General features: G+C 60.1%; 17 protein-coding genes. 8 read left to right on the top strand and 9 right to left on the bottom strand.

The genetic code is table 11. The features are described from left to right. Positions 1–144 precede the first annotated feature (144 nt). On the top strand, positions 145–471 hold the full coding sequence (locus ACA064_RS00160) for an ElaB/YgaM/YqjD family protein (protein WP_497671575.1): 327 nt from the start codon (positions 145–147) through the stop codon (positions 469–471). Here the strand turns inward: ACA064_RS00160 and ACA064_RS00155 are convergent. Then, the gene (locus tag ACA064_RS00155) at positions 468–1,361 is read right to left on the bottom strand and encodes a LysR family transcriptional regulator (protein WP_497671574.1); all 894 of its coding nucleotides are present in this window, start codon (positions 1,359–1,361) and stop codon (positions 468–470) included. The two genes, ACA064_RS00160 and ACA064_RS00155, sit on opposite strands and share 4 nt — an antisense overlap. Positions 1,362–1,473: 112 nt before the next feature. Here ACA064_RS00155 and trpB point away from each other — a divergent pair, with 112 nt between their 5' ends. Beyond that, the gene (gene trpB / locus ACA064_RS00150) at positions 1,474–2,706 is read left to right on the top strand and encodes a tryptophan synthase subunit beta (protein ID WP_497671573.1); all 1,233 of its coding nucleotides are present in this window, start codon (positions 1,474–1,476) and stop codon (positions 2,704–2,706) included. Continuing rightward, the gene (gene trpA, locus ACA064_RS00145; RefSeq protein WP_497671572.1) at positions 2,706–3,518 is read left to right on the top strand and encodes a tryptophan synthase subunit alpha; all 813 of its coding nucleotides are present in this window, start codon (positions 2,706–2,708) and stop codon (positions 3,516–3,518) included. Before trpB ends, trpA begins: the two co-directional genes overlap by 1 nt. A 219-nt stretch (positions 3,519–3,737) precedes the next feature. Here trpA and ACA064_RS00140 read toward each other — a convergent pair whose 3' ends face one another. Both ACA064_RS00140 and ACA064_RS00135 read right to left on the bottom strand, forming a co-directional pair. Beyond that, a complete protein-coding gene (locus ACA064_RS00140; RefSeq protein WP_497671571.1) occupies positions 3,738–4,100 on the bottom strand; it encodes a DUF6124 family protein in 363 nt (120 codons plus the stop codon). Between the two features lie 466 nt (positions 4,101–4,566). Then, positions 4,567–4,893, bottom strand: a complete 327-nt coding sequence (locus tag ACA064_RS00135) for a DOPA 4,5-dioxygenase family protein (RefSeq protein ID WP_497674361.1) — start codon at positions 4,891–4,893, stop codon at positions 4,567–4,569. A gap of 83 nt (positions 4,894–4,976) precedes the next feature. Between ACA064_RS00135 and ACA064_RS00130 the strand changes: the two genes are divergently transcribed. After that, entirely contained in the window at positions 4,977–5,648 is a 672-nt protein-coding gene (locus tag ACA064_RS00130; protein ID WP_497671570.1) for an NAD(P)-dependent oxidoreductase, read from the top strand. Here ACA064_RS00130 and ACA064_RS00125 read toward each other — a convergent pair. Beyond that, positions 5,635–6,585, bottom strand: a complete 951-nt coding sequence (locus ACA064_RS00125) for a choline sulfate utilization transcriptional regulator (RefSeq protein ID WP_497671569.1) — start codon at positions 6,583–6,585, stop codon at positions 5,635–5,637. The two genes, ACA064_RS00130 and ACA064_RS00125, sit on opposite strands and share 14 nt — an antisense overlap. A 114-nt stretch (positions 6,586–6,699) precedes the next feature. Between ACA064_RS00125 and betC the strand changes: the two genes are divergently transcribed. The 3 genes from betC (at position 6,700) to ACA064_RS00110 (ending at position 10,879) form a co-directional block, all read left to right on the top strand. Further along, on the top strand, positions 6,700–8,211 hold the full coding sequence (betC, locus tag ACA064_RS00120; protein ID WP_497671568.1) for a choline-sulfatase: 1,512 nt from the start codon (positions 6,700–6,702) through the stop codon (positions 8,209–8,211). Positions 8,212–8,229: 18 nt separating this feature from the next. Further along, a complete protein-coding gene (gene choX / locus ACA064_RS00115) occupies positions 8,230–9,150 on the top strand; it encodes a choline ABC transporter substrate-binding protein (protein WP_497671567.1) in 921 nt (306 codons plus the stop codon). 160 nt (positions 9,151–9,310) lie between these two features. Then, the gene (locus ACA064_RS00110) at positions 9,311–10,879 is read left to right on the top strand and encodes a SulP family inorganic anion transporter (protein WP_497671566.1); all 1,569 of its coding nucleotides are present in this window, start codon (positions 9,311–9,313) and stop codon (positions 10,877–10,879) included. Between the two features lie 131 nt (positions 10,880–11,010). Here ACA064_RS00110 and aroE read toward each other — a convergent pair whose 3' ends face one another. Together aroE and hemF are read right to left on the bottom strand one after the other, a co-directional pair. Next, positions 11,011–11,832 (bottom strand): shikimate dehydrogenase, encoded by an 822-nt coding sequence (aroE, locus tag ACA064_RS00105; RefSeq protein ID WP_497671565.1) that lies wholly within the window; start codon positions 11,830–11,832, stop codon positions 11,011–11,013. A gap of 13 nt (positions 11,833–11,845) precedes the next feature. Beyond that, on the bottom strand, positions 11,846–12,760 hold the full coding sequence (gene hemF / locus ACA064_RS00100; RefSeq protein ID WP_497671564.1) for an oxygen-dependent coproporphyrinogen oxidase: 915 nt from the start codon (positions 12,758–12,760) through the stop codon (positions 11,846–11,848). Between the two features lie 167 nt (positions 12,761–12,927). Here hemF and ACA064_RS00095 point away from each other — a divergent pair, with 167 nt between their 5' ends. Then, positions 12,928–13,905 (top strand): NADPH:quinone reductase, encoded by a 978-nt coding sequence (locus tag ACA064_RS00095; protein WP_497671563.1) that lies wholly within the window; start codon positions 12,928–12,930, stop codon positions 13,903–13,905. Between the two features lie 126 nt (positions 13,906–14,031). On the opposite strand, the gene tsaC is transcribed toward ACA064_RS00095, so the two are convergent. From tsaC to ACA064_RS00080, 3 genes are all read right to left on the bottom strand, one after another. Further along, positions 14,032–14,589, bottom strand: coding sequence for an L-threonylcarbamoyladenylate synthase type 1 TsaC (tsaC, locus tag ACA064_RS00090; protein WP_497671562.1), 558 nt, complete (start codon positions 14,587–14,589; stop codon positions 14,032–14,034). A gap of 88 nt (positions 14,590–14,677) precedes the next feature. Continuing rightward, positions 14,678–15,784 (bottom strand): DNA-processing protein DprA, encoded by a 1,107-nt coding sequence (gene dprA, locus ACA064_RS00085; RefSeq protein ID WP_497671561.1) that lies wholly within the window; start codon positions 15,782–15,784, stop codon positions 14,678–14,680. Positions 15,785–15,874: 90 nt separating this feature from the next. Further along, entirely contained in the window at positions 15,875–16,900 is a 1,026-nt protein-coding gene (locus ACA064_RS00080; protein ID WP_497671560.1) for a LysM peptidoglycan-binding domain-containing protein, read from the bottom strand. Between the last annotated feature and the right edge of the window lie 97 nt (positions 16,901–16,997).

Raw genomic sequence — 16,997 nt, 5'->3', positions numbered from 1 at the left:
GGGTGTGACTACAGCCTAGCAGCGATTTTTCGTATCACTTCTGTCGGTTATTGCCTCGGGAAAGTTCAGATTTACTGCACTTTCCCCAACCCCTGGAGTCCCAACCTTCACACGTCACTCATCATCAATGCAGGAGAGCCACCCATGGCCACCACTTCTTTACGTAAAGCCTCATTGCAAAGCATGGAAGCCGAGATCGAGAGTCTGCTCAAGTCGCTGGAAAGCCTTAAGGACGACGCCTCGGACGAGTCGCGTAAAACCCTCAAAGCGCTGAAAAGCAACGCCGAAAATGCGCTGAAACACTCGCGTCATCTGCTCAGCGATGCTTATGAAGAAGTCAAAGTCAAAACCCGTGAAACCGGGATTGCCACCCGCGATTACGCCCAGGAACACCCTTGGACCACCGCCGGTGTCGCGGTCGGTGCCCTGGGTTTGCTGGCGGCTTACCTGCTGCTCAAACGCGGGGATTAACCGGTTTGGCGCAGCTCATGCTTGAGCCACTGCGCCAACTGCCGAGCGCGCCCGTCCGCGGCGCGCTTGGGTAGCCACAACGCCAGTTGCGCCGGGGTTTCACAAAAACCCCACGGCGCAACCAGGCGACCGGCGCGCAAGTCCTCCGTCACCAGCGGCTCAGGAGCAATGGCCACCCCAAGCCCGGCCACCGCAGCTTCCAGCAAATAATACAAATGCTCAAAACCCTGACCGTACTTCAATGCGCCGGCAGAGATGGCGCTTTGCCGCGCCCAACTGGGCCAGGCTTGCGGGCGAGAAGTGGTGTGCAATAGCGCCTCACTCAAGAGCGCCTCGGCCGGTGCCTCGCGCAGCCGTTCATAACCGGCGAAACGCGGGCTCATGACCGGGCCGATGCGCTCGCTGGCCAGTTCATACACCTGCATGTCCGCCGGCCACGGCGGCTCGGCGAACACCAGCAAGGCATCGAGCCCCGGTCGACGTGGATCGAGATCACCTTCACCGGCCGACAGGTGCAGGCGCAGGTCCGGCAAGTCGGCATTCAATCGCCCCAAGCGCGGGATAAACCAGCGCGCCAGCAAACTGCCTGAGCAGCCGAGCACGAACGGCGCGTCAGCCGTGCTTTGCGTCAGTTCGGCGCACACCGTGCGCAAACGCTCGAAGGCTTCAGTGCTGGCATCACGTAGTCGTACGCCGGAATCTGTGAGTTTAAGGCCGCGCCCATCCTTGATGAAAAGACTCACACCCAGGTGTTCTTCCAGCACTTTCAACTGCCGACTGACCGCACCATGGGTCACGTGCAGCTGTTCGGCCGCCTGGCTGACACTGTTTAACCGGGCAGTGGCTTCGAAAGCACGCAATGCATTCAGCGGGGGGAGGTCATGGCTCATGGGATCTGTGAGTTTTCCTGACAGGTTGTGGCGATCTTATCGGTTTTCAGGCTCGAACGTCAGGGGTAGAGTGAACGCCATTGCCTTTCCATGAACTCAGCTGGAGCGCCCCATGACCCAGACTACGACCCCATCCAATCTGCGCAACGGCCCTGATGCCAACGGCCTGTTTGGCGCGTTCGGCGGCCGCTACGTAGCCGAAACCCTGATGCCGCTGGTCCTCGACCTGGCCCGCGAATACGAAGCGGCCAAGGAAGATCCGGCCTTCCTCAAGGAATTGGCCTACTTCCAGCGCGACTATGTCGGTCGTCCAAGCCCGCTGTATTACGCCGAGCGTCTGACTGAGTTCTGCGGCGGCGCCAAGATCTACCTCAAGCGTGAAGAGCTGAACCACACTGGCGCGCACAAGATCAACAACTGCATCGGTCAGATCCTGCTGGCGCGGCGCATGGGCAAGAAACGCATTATCGCCGAGACCGGCGCCGGCATGCACGGCGTGGCGACTGCCACCGTGGCTGCACGTTTCGGCCTTGATTGCGTGATCTACATGGGCACCACCGACATTGAGCGCCAGCAAGCCAACGTGTTCCGCATGAAGCTGCTGGGCGCTGAAGTGATTCCAGTAGTCGCCGGCACCGGCACCCTGAAAGACGCGATGAACGAAGCCCTGCGCGACTGGGTGACCAACGTCGACAGCACTTTCTACCTGATCGGCACCGTGGCCGGTCCGCACCCGTACCCTGCGATGGTTCGCGACTTCCAGGCGGTGATCGGCAAGGAAACCCGCGACCAGCTGCAAGCTCAGGAAGGCCGTCTGCCAGACAGCCTGGTGGCATGCATCGGTGGCGGTTCCAACGCCATGGGCCTGTTCCATCCGTTCCTCGATGACAGCAGCGTACAGATCATCGGCGTTGAAGCGGCCGGTCACGGCATCGAAACCGGCAAACACGCCGCCAGCCTCAATGGCGGGGAACCGGGCGTGTTGCACGGCAACCGGACCTTTCTGCTCCAGGACGACGACGGCCAGATCATCGACGCCCACTCGATTTCCGCCGGCCTCGACTACCCCGGCATCGGCCCTGAACACGCCTGGTTGCACGACATTGGCCGCGTCGAATACACCTCGGTTACCGATAACGAAGCGCTCGATGCATTCCACAAATGCTGCCGCCTGGAAGGCATCATTCCGGCGCTCGAAAGTGCCCACGCCCTGGCCGAAGTGTTCAAACGCGCGCCGACCCTGCCGAAAGATCACCTGATGGTGGTCAACCTGTCCGGTCGTGGCGACAAAGATATGCAAACCGTGATGCACCACATGGAACAGTCCCAGCAGGAGAAACACTGATGAGCCGCCTGCAAACACGCTTTGCCGAACTCAAAGAACAGAACCGCGCCGCCCTGGTGACCTTTGTCACTGCCGGCGACCCGAGCTATGACACCTCGCTGGCGATCCTCAAAGGTTTGCCGGCGGCTGGCGCCGACGTGATCGAGCTGGGTATGCCCTTCACCGATCCGATGGCCGATGGCCCGGCGATTCAGCTGGCCAATATCCGTGCCCTGGGTGCCAAGCAGAATTTGGCGAAAACCCTGCAAATGGTCCGCGAGTTCCGCGCCGGCAACAGCGACACTCCGCTGGTGCTGATGGGCTACTTCAACCCGATCCACCACTATGGTGTGCCGCGCTTCATCGCCGAAGCCAAAGAGGCTGGCGTCGATGGCCTGATCGTGGTCGACCTGCCGCCGGAGCATAACGGTGAACTCTGCGACCCGGCCCAGGCCGCGGGTCTGGACTTTATCCGCCTGACCACGCCGACCACCGATGACGTGCGTCTGCCGACCGTCCTCAACGGCAGCTCCGGCTTCGTTTACTACGTGTCGGTGGCCGGTGTGACCGGTGCGGGCGCAGCGACCCTGGAGCACGTCGAAGAAGCCGTTGCGCGCTTGCGTCGGCATACCGACCTGCCGATCAGCATCGGTTTCGGTATCCGTACTCCGGAGCAAGCGGCGGCCATCGCCCGCCTGGCCGACGGCGTGGTAGTGGGTTCGGCGCTGATCGACCATATCGCCAATGCCGCAACGTCCGAGCAAGCCGTGGATGGCGTGCTGAGCTTGTGCGCGGCACTGGCTGAAGGGGTGCGTGGTGCTCGCGTTGGCTAAGTAAGCGGCGCTCTGTAAAAAAGGGGTTTGGACTGAGTGTCTGAACCCCTTTTTTTTTTTGGTTTCGATTTTTGCGTTGGTCGGTCTGACGCTATCGCGAGCAAGCTCGCTCCCACATTTGATCCGGATCAGCCCACCATGGTGTGATCGACTCGGACCCTGTGGGAGCGGGCTTGCTCGCGAAGAACGATAACGCGGTCCCCTGCCAAACCCCACCCGTCAGTGCACCGGGTTTTCCAGGTCCAGCGCCCGGTTCACCAACAACTGACCCAACTCGACCATCTGCTGGATCGCCAACGCCACATGGCGACGCGAGCCTTCGAGATCAAAGGCCAGATCACCGGCCATGACACAGGCCGAGGTGAGGGTCTCGTAGGCGTTGGCCAGCAGGGTTTCGTTGCTGGCGTCCAAGGAGACGCTGAAAAGGGCGCTTGGGCGGGTGTTGGCGAAGCGTTGGGGGTCGGGTTTAGGGCCCAAGTGATGATCAAGGGCGCGTTCGGCGGCTTTGTGGAGCCTTGTCGAATCGAGGGATTCGTAGAGGGAGATACTGGTTTCAGGCGGATTAGGAGTTGGTTTGAACATGATGTTATTCCGAGACTAAGGAGCCAACACCTTTTCGCTTGCTTCAAAAGAGGTGGCAGCTGTGTATAGGTGTGCAAGACCGGTCTCGGAACCCGGCAGACCCGAAGGTCTCCCACACACAGCCGCCATAACGATTCGCGAGCATAAAAAAATGCTCGATGAATTGCCATCAACGATTGTGCCCGAGCCGGACTTGCACGTCCGTGTCACCGATTTTGCGGTGACGGACGCAGATTAGTACCCGCATCCGAGCCCCACAAGTTCACGCATAGCGCTAGAAGTTGAAGGAAATATCCGATGTCTTTGGCGAATTTCGGTGGTGTTTGATCTGATGCTATCGCGAGCAAGCCCGCTCCCACATTGGATTTGCGTTGTGCACGCAATGGTGTGATCAACACAGAGCTAATGTGGGAGCGGGCTTGCTCGCGATGAGGCCCTGACTATCACTGTAGAAATTGAACCCTGCTCAAAAAATCGACACATCCAACGGCCGCACCGCGCCCATCCAGATTGCATGTTCGGTATGGTCGACCAGATCATCCCCAGTATCCGGGTGCACAAACACCACCAGCCCTTTGCGATTCAGCGCCAGCCACGGCACTACGACGCCGAACTGTTCGGGCTCGAAGGCCAACTGGCAGCTCCAGTCCGGATGCGGACCCACTGGCCGTTCATGCACACGCCCCATTTTCAATGGAAACAATTGTGCGGCTTGCTCACACAGGGTTCGTGCCTGGTCGAGGGTACTGGCGTCGAAATAGACATGGGCGTGGTAGCCCTTGATCCGTTGCATCTGAAACCCTCGCGACAACGTCGAACCCTTGCGGCTGCTCATGGGTCAAAACCGATATAAGCAGGCCATAAGGAAGTTCAGCCATGAAAAACGCCGAAACGCCGGTGGTTAAACTGGTGCTCTATGGTGCCATGAGTAGCCTCGGCAGTGCGCTGATGGCTGAGATGCTGCGGCGCCAACATGAAGTCATCGCCATTCTCGATGACCTGACGGCACTCGCGCCACGCCCCGGTTTACGCACCAAGAGCGGAAATCTGTTCGATGCCGAACGGGTCAAACAAAGCGTGGCCGGCTGCTCCGCGGTGATCTGCCTGCTGGATGCGCCGGGGCTACCGATGAACCACGAGCATGTGGAAAAAGCCCTGATTCCCGGGCCTGTCGAGCAAGTCCTTGCCGTCGACGCGTTGATCGCCGGCATGCAGGCGATGGGCATCCACCGGCTATTTCTGGTCGGCGACTTTACCGTACTGGATGACCCTGAGGTGGAGGACCGCTTGCAACGCCACGCCGCCGAAGAAATCCTCGACGCCCTGCAAACCAGCACCTTGCACTGGACCTTGGTCAACTCGCCGCATAGCGTTGCCAGACTGACCATCGAGCACTTCAGCCAGGTCAGCACCAACCTTGAGCCGGGTCTGGCCGAGGTGCTTGAGCGACTCAATCGCGTCGCGGTCGGTATTGCCGATGAACTGCGGCTGAATCTGCACATCGGCCAGCACGTGACCTTTGTCCCAACTGACCCTACACCGCAATAGAGGGTAGAGGGACACCGGTCAGCGATTCAGCGCTGCTGGCCTGCTCAGCCATCAACCAGTCGACGAACTGCTGGATCAGCGGTCCGCGGCGTTTGCGCTGGGGCAAGACTACGTAATAGCCGAAGCTGGACATCGCCGTTTCGGCGATCGGCCGACAGAGCCAGCCCTGCTCCAGCAAGTTATCCACAAGGTGCCGCCAGCCGATGGCCACGCCCTGACCGGCAATCGCCGCTTGAATCAACAATGTGTAGTTGTCGAAACGCAAAGGCCCCGGGGCAGGCGCCGAAGCAATGCCCAGCTGGCGAAAAACCCCAGTCCAGTCAAACCAATGGCTGCTGTTCTCACCGCGCAAATGCAGCAGGGGGAACTCCAATAGCGAATGAGCCGGCAAGGGCGTCGGACGATCCTTCAACAGCTGCGGGCTGCACACCGGAAACACTTCTTCGCTGAACAACCAGTGGCTCTCACCCTGTTTGAAGCGGCCATCGCCGAACCACACGGCCACATCGATATCGGGGCGCAGCATGTTGTGGTTGCGTTCGCTGGTGACCAGGCTGACATCGACTTGCGGGTTGGCTTCGTGAAAGCGGTGCAGGCGTGGCATCAGCCAGTAAGCCGCAAAGGCGAAGTCGGTGGCGACCTGCAACACCTCATGCTGATGCTGGGCGCTGATCGCGCTCAAACCGGCATCCATGCACTGCAATCCGGCCTGCACCTGTTCGAACAGAGTCATTCCGGCCTCGGTCAGTTCGATACCGCGATAGATCCGGTCGAACAAACGCGTGCCCAGCTGCTCCTCGAGCCGCTTGATCTGCTGGCTGACCGCCGGCTGGGTGGTACCAAGCTCCACCGCCGCCGCGGTAAAGCTGCGGTGGCGGCCGGCGGCTTCGAAAGCGCGGAACAGGTCGAGGGATAAATCACCAAGAGCGTCATACATAAGCTGTGCTTATCCTAGTCATTGCCGTGCATGGGCTTTACCACTAAGTCCGTGGGCTCCATTCTCGATCACAGCACTTTCGCATAAATACTCACTATGGAATGACGCGATCACATGAAGCGCAAGAACATTCTTTTTATCATGGCCGATCAAATGGCCGCGCCAATGTTGCCGTTCTACGGCCCATCGCCCATCAAATTGCCCAACCTGAGCCGCCTGGCTGCTGAAGGCGTGGTGTTCGATGCCGCCTACTGCAATAGTCCGCTCTGTGCGCCTTCGCGCTTTACCCTGGTCAGCGGGCAATTACCGAGCAAGATCGGCGCCTACGACAACGCGGCCGATTTTCCCGCCGATGTACCGACCTATGCCCACTACCTGCGGCGCCTCGGCTACCGCACCGCGCTGTCAGGCAAGATGCACTTCTGTGGCCCGGATCAGTTACACGGTTATGAAGAACGCCTGACCAGCGACATCTACCCGGCCGATTACGGCTGGTCGGTGAACTGGGACGAGCCGGACGTACGTCCGACCTGGTTCCACAACATGTCCTCGGTGCTGCAGGCCGGGCCGTGTGTGCGCACCAACCAGCTGGATTTCGATGAAGAGGTGGTGTTCAAGGCCCAGCAGTACTTGTTCGATCACATCCGCGAAGATAGCGATCAGCCGTTCTGCCTGACAGTGTCGATGACCCATCCCCACGACCCCTACACCATTCCCAAAGCGTTCTGGGACCTGTATCAGGATGAAGATATTCCGCTGCCGCAGACACCCGCGCAGAGTGATCTCGATCCGCATTCCCAGCGTTTGCTCAAGGTCTATGACCTGTGGGACAAGCCGCTGCCTGTGGATAAAATTCGCGACGCCCGCCGCGCCTATTTCGGAGCGTGCAGCTATATTGACGGTAACGTCGGCAAACTCCTGCAAACACTCGAGGATACCGGGCTGATCGACGACACCATTATTATCTTTTCCGGCGACCACGGCGATATGCTTGGTGAGCGCGGGCTCTGGTACAAAATGCACTGGTTTGAAATGGCCGCGCGCGTGCCACTGCTGGTCAGTGCGCCGGGGCAATTCGCTGCCGGACGGGTCAGCGCTGCGGTATCGACCGCCGATTTGCTGCCGACCCTGGTGGAGCTGGCCGGTGGTGAGCTGGAGCCGGGTCTGCCTCTGGACGGTCGCTCGCTGGTTTCGCACCTGCAGGGGCAGGGCGGTCACGACGAAGTCTTTGGCGAATACATGGCCGAAGGCACCATCAGCCCGCTGATGATGATTCGCCGTGGCAACTACAAATTCATCTATAGCGAAGACGACCCGTGCCTGCTCTTCGACGTCCACAACGACCCGAGCGAGCAGGAAGAACTCAGCCAGTCGCCGCAGCATCGGCAGCTGTTTGATGAGTTCCTGGCCGAAGCCCGGGCGAAATGGGATATCCCGGCGATCCACCAACAGGTGCTCGCCAGCCAGCGCCGCCGGCGTTTTGTCGCCGAATCGCTGGCCATTGGCATGCTGAAGAGCTGGGACCACCAGCCGCTGGTCGACGCCAGTCAGCAGTACATGCGCAACCACATCGACCTCGACGATCTGGAGCGCAAAGCACGTTATCCACAACCCTGCCAAAACTAATAATGTAAGGGGAAGAGCATGCAAAGGTTATCCACAGTACTGACCGCAGGGCTATTGGCTCTGGGCAGCGTGTCGGCTTACGCCGAGCAAAGCTGCAACACAGTGAAAATGGCGGACCCGGGCTGGAGCGACATTGCCGCGACCAATGCCATCACCGGTTTTCTGTTGGACGGCATGGGCTACAAGGCCAAGGTCGATACCTTGGCGGTGCCGATTACCTTTGGCGGGCTCAAGGACGGCCAGGTGGATGTCTTCCTTGGCAACTGGATGCCGGCACAGCAGGGCTTTTACGACAAGTTCGTGGCCAACGGTGATGTCACCCAACTGGCGAAGAACCTCGACGGCACCGAATTTACCCTGGCGGTGCCGGACTATGTCTGGGACGCGGGAGTGCGTAACTTTTCCGACTTGAACAAGTACGCGGACAAGTTCGACAAAAAAATCTTTGGCATCGGCTCTGGCGCGCCAGCGAACATCTCGTTGCAAGACATCATCAAGAAAAACGACTTCGAGCTGGGTCAGTGGAAACTGATCGAGTCCAGCGAGCAGGCAATGCTGGCTGAAGTGTCCCGGGCAGTTAAGAAACAAAAGTTCGTGACCTTCCTCGGCTGGACTCCGCACCCAATGAACGTGCAGTTGAAAATGCATTATCTGAAAGGCGGCGAAAAGTATTTCGGCGACACCGGCAGCGTCTATACCCTGACCCGCAAGGGTTATGCACAGGCCTGCCCGAACGTCGGCAAGCTGCTGACCAACCTGAGTTTCACCCAGGAAATGGAAAACAGCATCATGGCCGAGGTGGTGAACAAGAAAGTCAGCAACGCCGACGCCGCCAAAGCCTGGATCAAAGCCAACCCGACGGTGCTGGACAAGTGGCTGGATGGGGTGAAGACCGTGGATGGCAAGGATGCGTTGGGGGCGGTGAAGGCGAAGTTGTAAGACCTTTATGGCCCCTTCGCGGGCAAGCCGGCTCCCACGCGAACCCTGTGGGAGCGGCGGTGCGGCGATCCGACTTGCCCGCGAATCGATTTTCAATCTTGCGCCACAGTACCTGAACCTCCACCCTGACACCCTTCAAAGACCCCAACCGAGAGGACCCATGGCCTGGCCCAATCGCCATAAACTCTTCCCTTTCCTGAGCTGGTTGCCCCGGCAAACCCGCGCCAGCGTCGGCCGCGATCTGATCGTCGGCTTGAGCGGGGCGATTCTGGCGTTGCCGCAGTCTATCGCCTACGCGCTGATTGCCGGCCTGCCCCCCGAGTACGGGCTGTATGCGGCGATTGTTCCAGTGCTGATCGCCTGTCTTTGGGGCTCCTCCTGGCACCTGATCTGCGGCCCGACGGCGGCCATTTCGATTGTGCTGTATGCCAGTGTCAGTCCGTTGGCCGTATCCGGCTCCCAGGACTACATCACGCTGATCCTGCTACTGACCTTCCTCGCCGGGGTTTTCCAGTGCCTGCTGGGCATGTTGCGCTTCGGCGCGCTGGTGAATTTCGTCTCTCATTCAGTGGTGCTGGGCTTCACCCTTGGCGCCGCAGTGGTTATTGCTCTTGGGCAATTGCCTAATCTGCTGGGGCTGGATCTGCCGAGTCAGGCGACGGCGCTGAACAGTTTGCTGTCGCTTATCAGCCATATCGATGCTCTGGATAAACCTTCGCTGGTGTTGGGGTTTGGCACTCTGGCGCTGGGCATCATCCTCAAACTCCTGCTGCCACGCTGGCCGACCTTATTGATTACCTTGACGCTGAGCGGCGTGCTGGTCTGGTTGTGGCCGGCGATGTTCGGCCATGTGAAGCTGGTCAGTTCATTCGTTGGCAAGCTGCCACCCTTCAGCCCGCTGCCACTGGATCTGGACCTGGTGCTGCGCCTGCTGCCTAGCGCAGTCGCGGTGGGGATGCTTGGGCTGGTCACCAGTTTGTCGATTGCCCGCTCGTTGTCGGCACGTTCACAGCAAATACTCGACGCTAACCAGGAAATTCGCGCTCAGGGGCTATCTAATATTGTCGGCAGTTTTTTCTCAGGCTCACTGTCGGCCGGCTCTTTTACCCGTTCTGGCCTCAGCTATGAAGCTGGTGCCTGCTCGCCGTTATCCGGGGTGTTTGCCGCATTGTGGGTGGCATTGTTTGCCGTGACCGGAGCGACGCTAATCGCGCACATTCCGATCCCGGCGATGGCTGGCAGTATTTTGCTGATCTGTTGGGGGCTGGTCGACCATCGCGGTATCCGGTCGTTGTTTCGGGTCAGCCGCGCCGAGTTCGCGGTCATGGCACTGACGTGCGTCGCCACCCTGCTGCTGGAACTACAGACGGCGATCTATGCCGGGGTGCTGGCCTCGCTGTTCTTCTATCTCAAGCGCACCTCGCAACCGCGGGTGCAGCAGTGGCGCGACGGTGACGAAGACATTCTGCGAGTCGGCGGCTCGATCTTCTTTGGCGCCAGCCATTACCTGCAAGTGCGTTTGCAGCGCATGCACGGTGAACGGGTGGTGATCGATGCGCAGCAGATCAACTTCATCGATTATTCCGGGGTGGAAATGCTCCATCAGGAAGCGCGACGGTTGTTGCAGCAAAATCGCAGCCTGACCCTGCGCCGGGCCAGGCCGCAGGTAGTGGAGGAGTTGAGAAAACTCGAAGGGGCGGAGAAATGCCCGATTCGGTTTGAGGACTAACCGGGGCGCGACCGAAAAGATCGCAGCCTTCGGCAGCTCCTACACCGACCGCATATACCCGCAATTTCGCAGTCAGACACAAATCCCGTAGGAGCTGCCGCAGGCTGCGATCTTTTTGCGGCCAGCTCGTATTACAAAGCCAATTGCCTACGCAATTCCGCCAGCACCGGCGCAGTATCCGGACGCACGCCGCGCCACAGGAAGAAGGCTTCGGCCGCCTGTTCCGCCAGCATCCCCAAGCCATCCATTGCCACTGCGGCGCCGTGTTCACTGGCCCAGCGGCAGAAGGCAGTCGGTTCCTTGCTGTACATCATGTCGTAGCACAGGGTCTTGCCCGGCTCGATCAGGCTACTGGCAATCGGCGGCACATCGCCCGTCAGGCTCGCCGACGTCGCATTGATGATCAGATCCACCGGCTCCTGCAGCCAGTCGAAGCTGCTGGCGGACACCGGCCCGAGGTCGTCGAACAGCTCCGCCAGCAACTCGGCCTTTTGCACAGTGCGATTGGCGATAATCACCGACGATGGCTGCTCGGCCAGTAACGGCTCCAGCGCACCGCGCACCGCACCGCCGGCACCCAGCAGCAGAATGCGTTTGCCCTTGAGGCTGAACCCGGCATTGACCGTCAGATCCCGCACCAACCCGGCGCCATCGGTGTTATCCCCCAACAGACTGCCGTCCGCGAGTTTGCTCAAGGTGTTGACCGCCCCGGCCCGCTGCGCCCGAGCCGTCAGGCTGTCGGCCAGGCGATAGGCGTCTTCCTTGAACGGCACAGTGACGTTGGCGCCGCGGCCCTCAAGAAAAAATGCCTTGGCGCAGCCGGAAAAGTCGTCGAGCGGCGCCAGCAAGGTGCTGTAGTCCAGTTGCTGAGCGGTCTGCTCGGCGAACAGGCGATGAATCAGCGGCGATTTGCTGTGGCCAATCGGGTTACCGAATACGACGTAACGGTCCATCAGAATTCCTCATTCAGGCCTTGGCCAACCAATCGCGGTCTTGCAGGAAGTATTCGGTCAGGCGCGCTTCTTCGCTGCCCGGTTCAGCTTTCCAGTCGTAGCTCCAGCGCACTTGCGGCGGCAGCGACATCAGGATCGATTCGGTACGCCCGCCCGATTGCAGGCCGAACAAGGTGCCACGGTCGTAAACCAGATTGAACTCGACATAACGACCCCGGCGAAACTCCTGGAATTCCCGTTGTTTCTCGGTGTAAGCATCCGCTTTGCGACGCTGGACGATTGGCAGGTAGGCCTCGATATAGGCATTACCAATGGCGCGCATGAAGGCGAAGCTGGTGTCGAAGTCCCACTCATTCAGGTCATCGAAGAACAGACCGCCAATGCCCCGCGGCTCGTTGCGGTGCTTGATGTAGAAATAGCTGTCGCACCAGGCTTTGTAACGCGGATAGACATCCGGCCCGAACGGCGCACAAGCCTGCTCGGCGACACGGTGCCAGTGCACGCAGTCTTCTTCGACGCCGTAGTAGGGAGTCAGGTCGAAGCCGCCGCCGAACCACCAGACCGGCTCTTCGCCTTCTTTCTCGGCGATGAAAAATCGCACGTTGGCGTGGGACGTCGGCACATGAGGGTTGTGTGGGTGAATCACCAACGACACGCCGAGGGCTTCAAAACCGCGCCCGGCCAGTTCAGGCCGATGGGCGCTGGCGGACGGCGGTAGTCCGCTGCCGAACACGTGGGAAAAGTTGACGCCGCCTTTTTCGATGACCTGACCGTTCTCGATCACCCGGGTGCGACCGCCACCACCGGCAGGCCGGGTCCAGGCGTCTTCGACGAAGCGAGTGCCGCCGTCTTCGGCTTCCAGAGCGGTGCAAATGCGGTCTTGCAGGTCGAGCAGGTAGGCTTTTACGGCCTCGGTGCGGGTAGTCATGGCATCACCTTGAATCGGGCAAAGCTACGCGGCACTTCGAACGGAGCGTGAGGCCGGCGCAAATGGGCGCGTAGCATAACACCGCAACCTGCCCCGCCGCAGTTGACGAAGGTCAAGCTTAGGAGTCCGATAGGAGCCTTTCGCGAAAAGACCCAAGGAGATTGCAGATGGCCAAACGTATCCAGTTCCGTGCCCATGGCGGCCCCGAAGTACTTGAGTATGTAGACTACCAACCGGCAGCGCCGGGTCCGCAACAGGTTCGCGTCAGCAACAAGGCCATTGGCCTGAATTTCATCGACACCTATTTCCGCAGCGGCCTCTATGCGCCGCCGTCCTTGCCCTCGGGCCTGGGTGCCGAAGGCGCCGGCGTGGTCGAGGCGGTCGGCAGTGAAGTCACTCAATTCAAAGTCGGCGACCGTGTGGCTTATGGCAGCGGTCCGCTGGGCGCCTACAGTGATGTGCATGTGCTGCCGGCCGCTAATCTGGTGCATCTACCCGACGCCATCAGCTTCGAACAAGCGGCGGGCGTGATGCTTAAAGGCCTGACAGTGCAATATCTGCTGCGTCAGACCTATGAGCTCAAGGGTGGCGAAACCATCCTGTTCCATGCTGCCGCGGGTGGTGTTGGCTCCTTGGCCTGCCAATGGGCCAAGTCGTTGGGAGTGAAGCTGATTGGCACGGTCAGCTCGCCTGAAAAGGCCGCCCTCGCCAAATCCCTCGGCGCTTGGGAGACCATCGACTACAGCAAGGAAAACGTCGCACAACGGGTGCTGGAATTGACTGACGGCAAGAAGTGCCCGGTGGTTTATGACGGCGTCGGCAAAGATACCTGGCTCACTTCATTGGACAGCGCGGCGCCACGCGGCCTGGTGGTGAGCTTCGGCAACGCCTCGGGCGCGGTCGACGGGGTGAACCTGGGGATTCTGTCGGCCAAGGGCTCGTTGTACGTGACCCGGCCGACTCTGGCGACTTACGCCAACAACGCCGAGAACCTGCAACGCATGGCCGATGAGCTATTCGGGATGATCATCAGCGGCAAGATAAAGGTGGATATCAATCAGCGTTATCCATTGGCGGAAGCGGCCAAGGCACAGACCGAGTTGTCGGCGCGGCGCACGACGGGATCGACGATTTTGTTGCCGTAATGCTGAACTCATGAGGTGTCTGTGAAGATGCCATCGCGAGCAGGTTCGCTCCCACATCTATTGGATCTGTGATCGACGCAATTCCCTATGGGAGCGAGCCTGCTCGCGATGAAGTTCACACCAACTTCACGCCGGACGCACAATTTTCCCGGTCGCCAGATCGCGAATCAGGCTCGGGTTTTTGCGCCCACCCAGGTTGCCGCCCAGTACCAGGTCGATCTGCCCGCGAAAATATTGCTCGACGCGAATCCTGGTACGCGCCGCTGGCCGGCCCTGGGGGTTGGCCGAGGTTGATACCAGCGGACCGACCAGCGCACATAACTCGCGGACTTGCGGGTGATCACTGACCCGCAAGGCCACGGTGTCGTGAATTCCGGTGATCCACTCGGGTAGCATGCCCTGGTGCGGCACCAGCCAGGTATTGGGCCCCGGCCAGGTACTGGCCATGCGGTCCATCCAGCTTTGCGGGAAGTCTTCGAAAAGAAAATCGAACTGCCGGATGTTATCCGCGATCAGGATCAAACCTTTATCTACAGACCGTGATTTGATCGCCAGCAGGCGATCCACCGCTTCTTCGTTCCATGGGTCGCAACCCAGACCCCAGACCGCTTCGGTTGGATAGGCAATCACCGCTCCTGCGCGAATTTCTCGTGCGGCTTGTTGCACACGCCAACTGCTGACCATTGCTGACTCTCCGGAATAAGGCTGAGGCCAGTTTACCGTTGTTCATTATAAAACCTAGGGTGCGCTCTCAATAGATGGCGGTCGCCCCCTAACTTACCCGCGCAAACCAGCGTCCATTTTCACAGACTGCCCGGCCGTCCATCTCCAACTCCGTCAGCGCCGCCAGGACCTTGGACAAAGCCCAGCCGCTGGCGCCAGCCAAGGCTTCACTGGTATGTGGCGCGGCATGCAGCAAACGCAACAAAAGATGATCGACCTTCGCTGGCGCAGCTATTGCGGCGGGCGGCAGCCTTTGCCAGCCGCGCAAGGCTTCGAGGATATGTTCGATGGTCTCGACCAGCACCGCGCCATCACGGATCAACTGATGGCAACCGCGAGCGCCGGGATGATGGATGGATCCTGGAATGGCATACACCTCGCGGCCTTGCTCCGCTGCCAGCCGCGCGGTGATCAACGATCCGCTGGCCACACTGGCCTCGACCACCAACACTCCCAGGGACAATCCACTGATGATTCGATTGCGTCGAGGAAAGTTGCTGGGGTGCGGCCCGGCATCCAGCGGGAACTCGGAAACCACTGCGCTGCCCTGAGCAATCATCGCCTCGGCCAGCTTGCGGTTGCGCTGTGGATAAAAATTTTCCAGCCCGGTGCCGAGCACGCCGACCGTTTGCCCGCCGACGTCCAGAGCGGCCTGATGCGCGGCGCTGTCGATTCCCAGTGCCAGGCCGCTGGTAATCACAAAACCAGCGCCTGCAAGGCTGCGGGAAAAAGCCGCGGCAGTATCCATCCCAGGGCGCGAGGCCCGACGACTGCCGACCATCGCCAATTGCGGTTTTTCCAGAATGCCCGGATCACCGGCCACGAATAATAACGGCGGGGCGCCGTCCAGTTCAGCCAGCAGCGCAGGGTAGCCGGGCTGGTCCAGCATCAGTAAATGCTGGTCGGGGCGCTCAAGCCAGGCCAAGGCATGGCTGGCGCCGTCACGGATCTCGACACTGCGTCGGGCATCTGCACATGCCGCCGGCAGGCCCAATGCACGCCAGGCACTGGCCGGCGCGCTGATGGCTGCCGAGGCCGAACCAAAGGCTTCCAGCAGCTTTTGAAAACGTCGCGGGCCGAGTTCCGGTAGACGATGCAAACGCAAACGGGCTTCCAGTTCCGCAGGCGAAACCTGGGCAATAGCAGACAGAGACATAGATCATCCTTGATCGTTATAAGGGCCTGTCGAAACAGGAATAAGCTGTGGATAAGTCTGTTGGTAACTTGTTGAGAGTTTCCGTTTTTTTTATGGGTTTCGAACCTTGTCCATCACCGCCAGAGAGCGCGATGCATTCAGCACCAGGCCATAGCTGAGCTTTTCGTAAGTGCGGAACACCATCAGTAACCCGGCGCGCTCATCGGGGATTTTCACTTCGCTGCCGGTCACCCGGTCACGCACGGTTTCCCCGGTTTTCATCACCGCCAGCACATTGCCTTCGGCCAGGCCATCACGGCGGCCTTTGTTCAGGGTTACCACATCAAACACACCGATCTGCGTCACCCCGCGTGGCACATCGATGATCAGGCCGTTGATCTCGCCTTGTGGCGAGCTGGGCATGAAGGTCGAGTTGATCGCCCGTTCCTCGCTGCTGAACAACCGGTCGCCCAGACGCACCTCTTGAGTGGTGCGTTGCAGGGCCAGCGTGGCAACGTCACCTTCGGTGGCAACGATTTCCCCGCCGCCGATGTCGTCGGCGTTGATCCCGAGGAACTCCTTGCTCTGCGGGTCGGTGTAGACCTTGCCCTGACGGAAGATGCCGTAGACCGACTGGTCCGCAGCGAAGGTACCGCGAGCGTAGATGCGGTCACCCATGCCACTGAGCACCCGCTCGGCATCGCCGGCGACGATGTACGGGGCCTTGTCGAAATCCTCGACCTTGTCGACGATACGGTTACTCAGCAAGAAGCTGTCGATCGCTTGCAGCGGTATGCTCGGGATGGCGTCGGCCACCGGCGTGCTGCGGATTCGTGGCGACAGCTTGATGGTGCCCCGTGAAGCCCCGCGATTGAGGGTCAGGCGTGGCTGTCCGTTGATGTAGACCAGTGACAGCGAGTCGCCGGGGTAGATCAGGTTGGGGTTTTCGATTTGCGGGTTGACCTGCCAGATTTCCGGCCACTTCCACGGCTCCCGGAGGAATTTCCCGGAAATGTCCCAGAGTGTGTCGCCTGCCACCACGGTGTAATGCTGTGGAAAACCGTCCCTGAGCTGCACTTGCGCCTGCGCGATACCGACCGAGGCCAACAGAAGCAGGGCGAGTAGTGATTTCCTCATCCAGTGAATCCCTTTATTATGTACGTTCGCGTGAAACGCTAGAGTCCCTGCGGCTCGCTCCCTTCCAGGAGAACGTTTTGCAACGGTAGCCTGACCT

It is taken from the genome of Pseudomonas sp. LBUM1658 (assembly GCF_059716055.1).
Note: the sequence above shows the minus strand (reverse complement) of the source record. Positions and strands in the feature narration are given on the sequence as shown.

Coding starts and splice junctions, on each gene's coding strand:
- ACA064_RS00160 (WP_497671575.1), top strand. CDS start 145: ATGGCCACCACTTCTTTACGTAAAGCCTCATTGCAAAGCATGGAAGCC.
- ACA064_RS00155 (WP_497671574.1), bottom strand. CDS start 1,361: ATGAGCCATGACCTCCCCCCGCTGAATGCATTGCGTGCTTTCGAAGCC.
- trpB (WP_497671573.1), top strand. CDS start 1,474: ATGACCCAGACTACGACCCCATCCAATCTGCGCAACGGCCCTGATGCC.
- trpA (WP_497671572.1), top strand. CDS start 2,706: ATGAGCCGCCTGCAAACACGCTTTGCCGAACTCAAAGAACAGAACCGC.
- ACA064_RS00140 (WP_497671571.1), bottom strand. CDS start 4,100: ATGTTCAAACCAACTCCTAATCCGCCTGAAACCAGTATCTCCCTCTAC.
- ACA064_RS00135 (WP_497674361.1), bottom strand. CDS start 4,893: ATGCAACGGATCAAGGGCTACCACGCCCATGTCTATTTCGACGCCAGT.
- ACA064_RS00130 (WP_497671570.1), top strand. CDS start 4,977: ATGAAAAACGCCGAAACGCCGGTGGTTAAACTGGTGCTCTATGGTGCC.
- ACA064_RS00125 (WP_497671569.1), bottom strand. CDS start 6,585: ATGTATGACGCTCTTGGTGATTTATCCCTCGACCTGTTCCGCGCTTTC.
- betC (WP_497671568.1), top strand. CDS start 6,700: ATGAAGCGCAAGAACATTCTTTTTATCATGGCCGATCAAATGGCCGCG.
- choX (WP_497671567.1), top strand. CDS start 8,230: ATGCAAAGGTTATCCACAGTACTGACCGCAGGGCTATTGGCTCTGGGC.
- ACA064_RS00110 (WP_497671566.1), top strand. CDS start 9,311: ATGGCCTGGCCCAATCGCCATAAACTCTTCCCTTTCCTGAGCTGGTTG.
- aroE (WP_497671565.1), bottom strand. CDS start 11,832: ATGGACCGTTACGTCGTATTCGGTAACCCGATTGGCCACAGCAAATCG.
- hemF (WP_497671564.1), bottom strand. CDS start 12,760: ATGACTACCCGCACCGAGGCCGTAAAAGCCTACCTGCTCGACCTGCAA.
- ACA064_RS00095 (WP_497671563.1), top strand. CDS start 12,928: ATGGCCAAACGTATCCAGTTCCGTGCCCATGGCGGCCCCGAAGTACTT.
- tsaC (WP_497671562.1), bottom strand. CDS start 14,589: ATGGTCAGCAGTTGGCGTGTGCAACAAGCCGCACGAGAAATTCGCGCA.
- dprA (WP_497671561.1), bottom strand. CDS start 15,784: ATGTCTCTGTCTGCTATTGCCCAGGTTTCGCCTGCGGAACTGGAAGCC.
- ACA064_RS00080 (WP_497671560.1), bottom strand. CDS start 16,900: ATGAGGAAATCACTACTCGCCCTGCTTCTGTTGGCCTCGGTCGGTATC.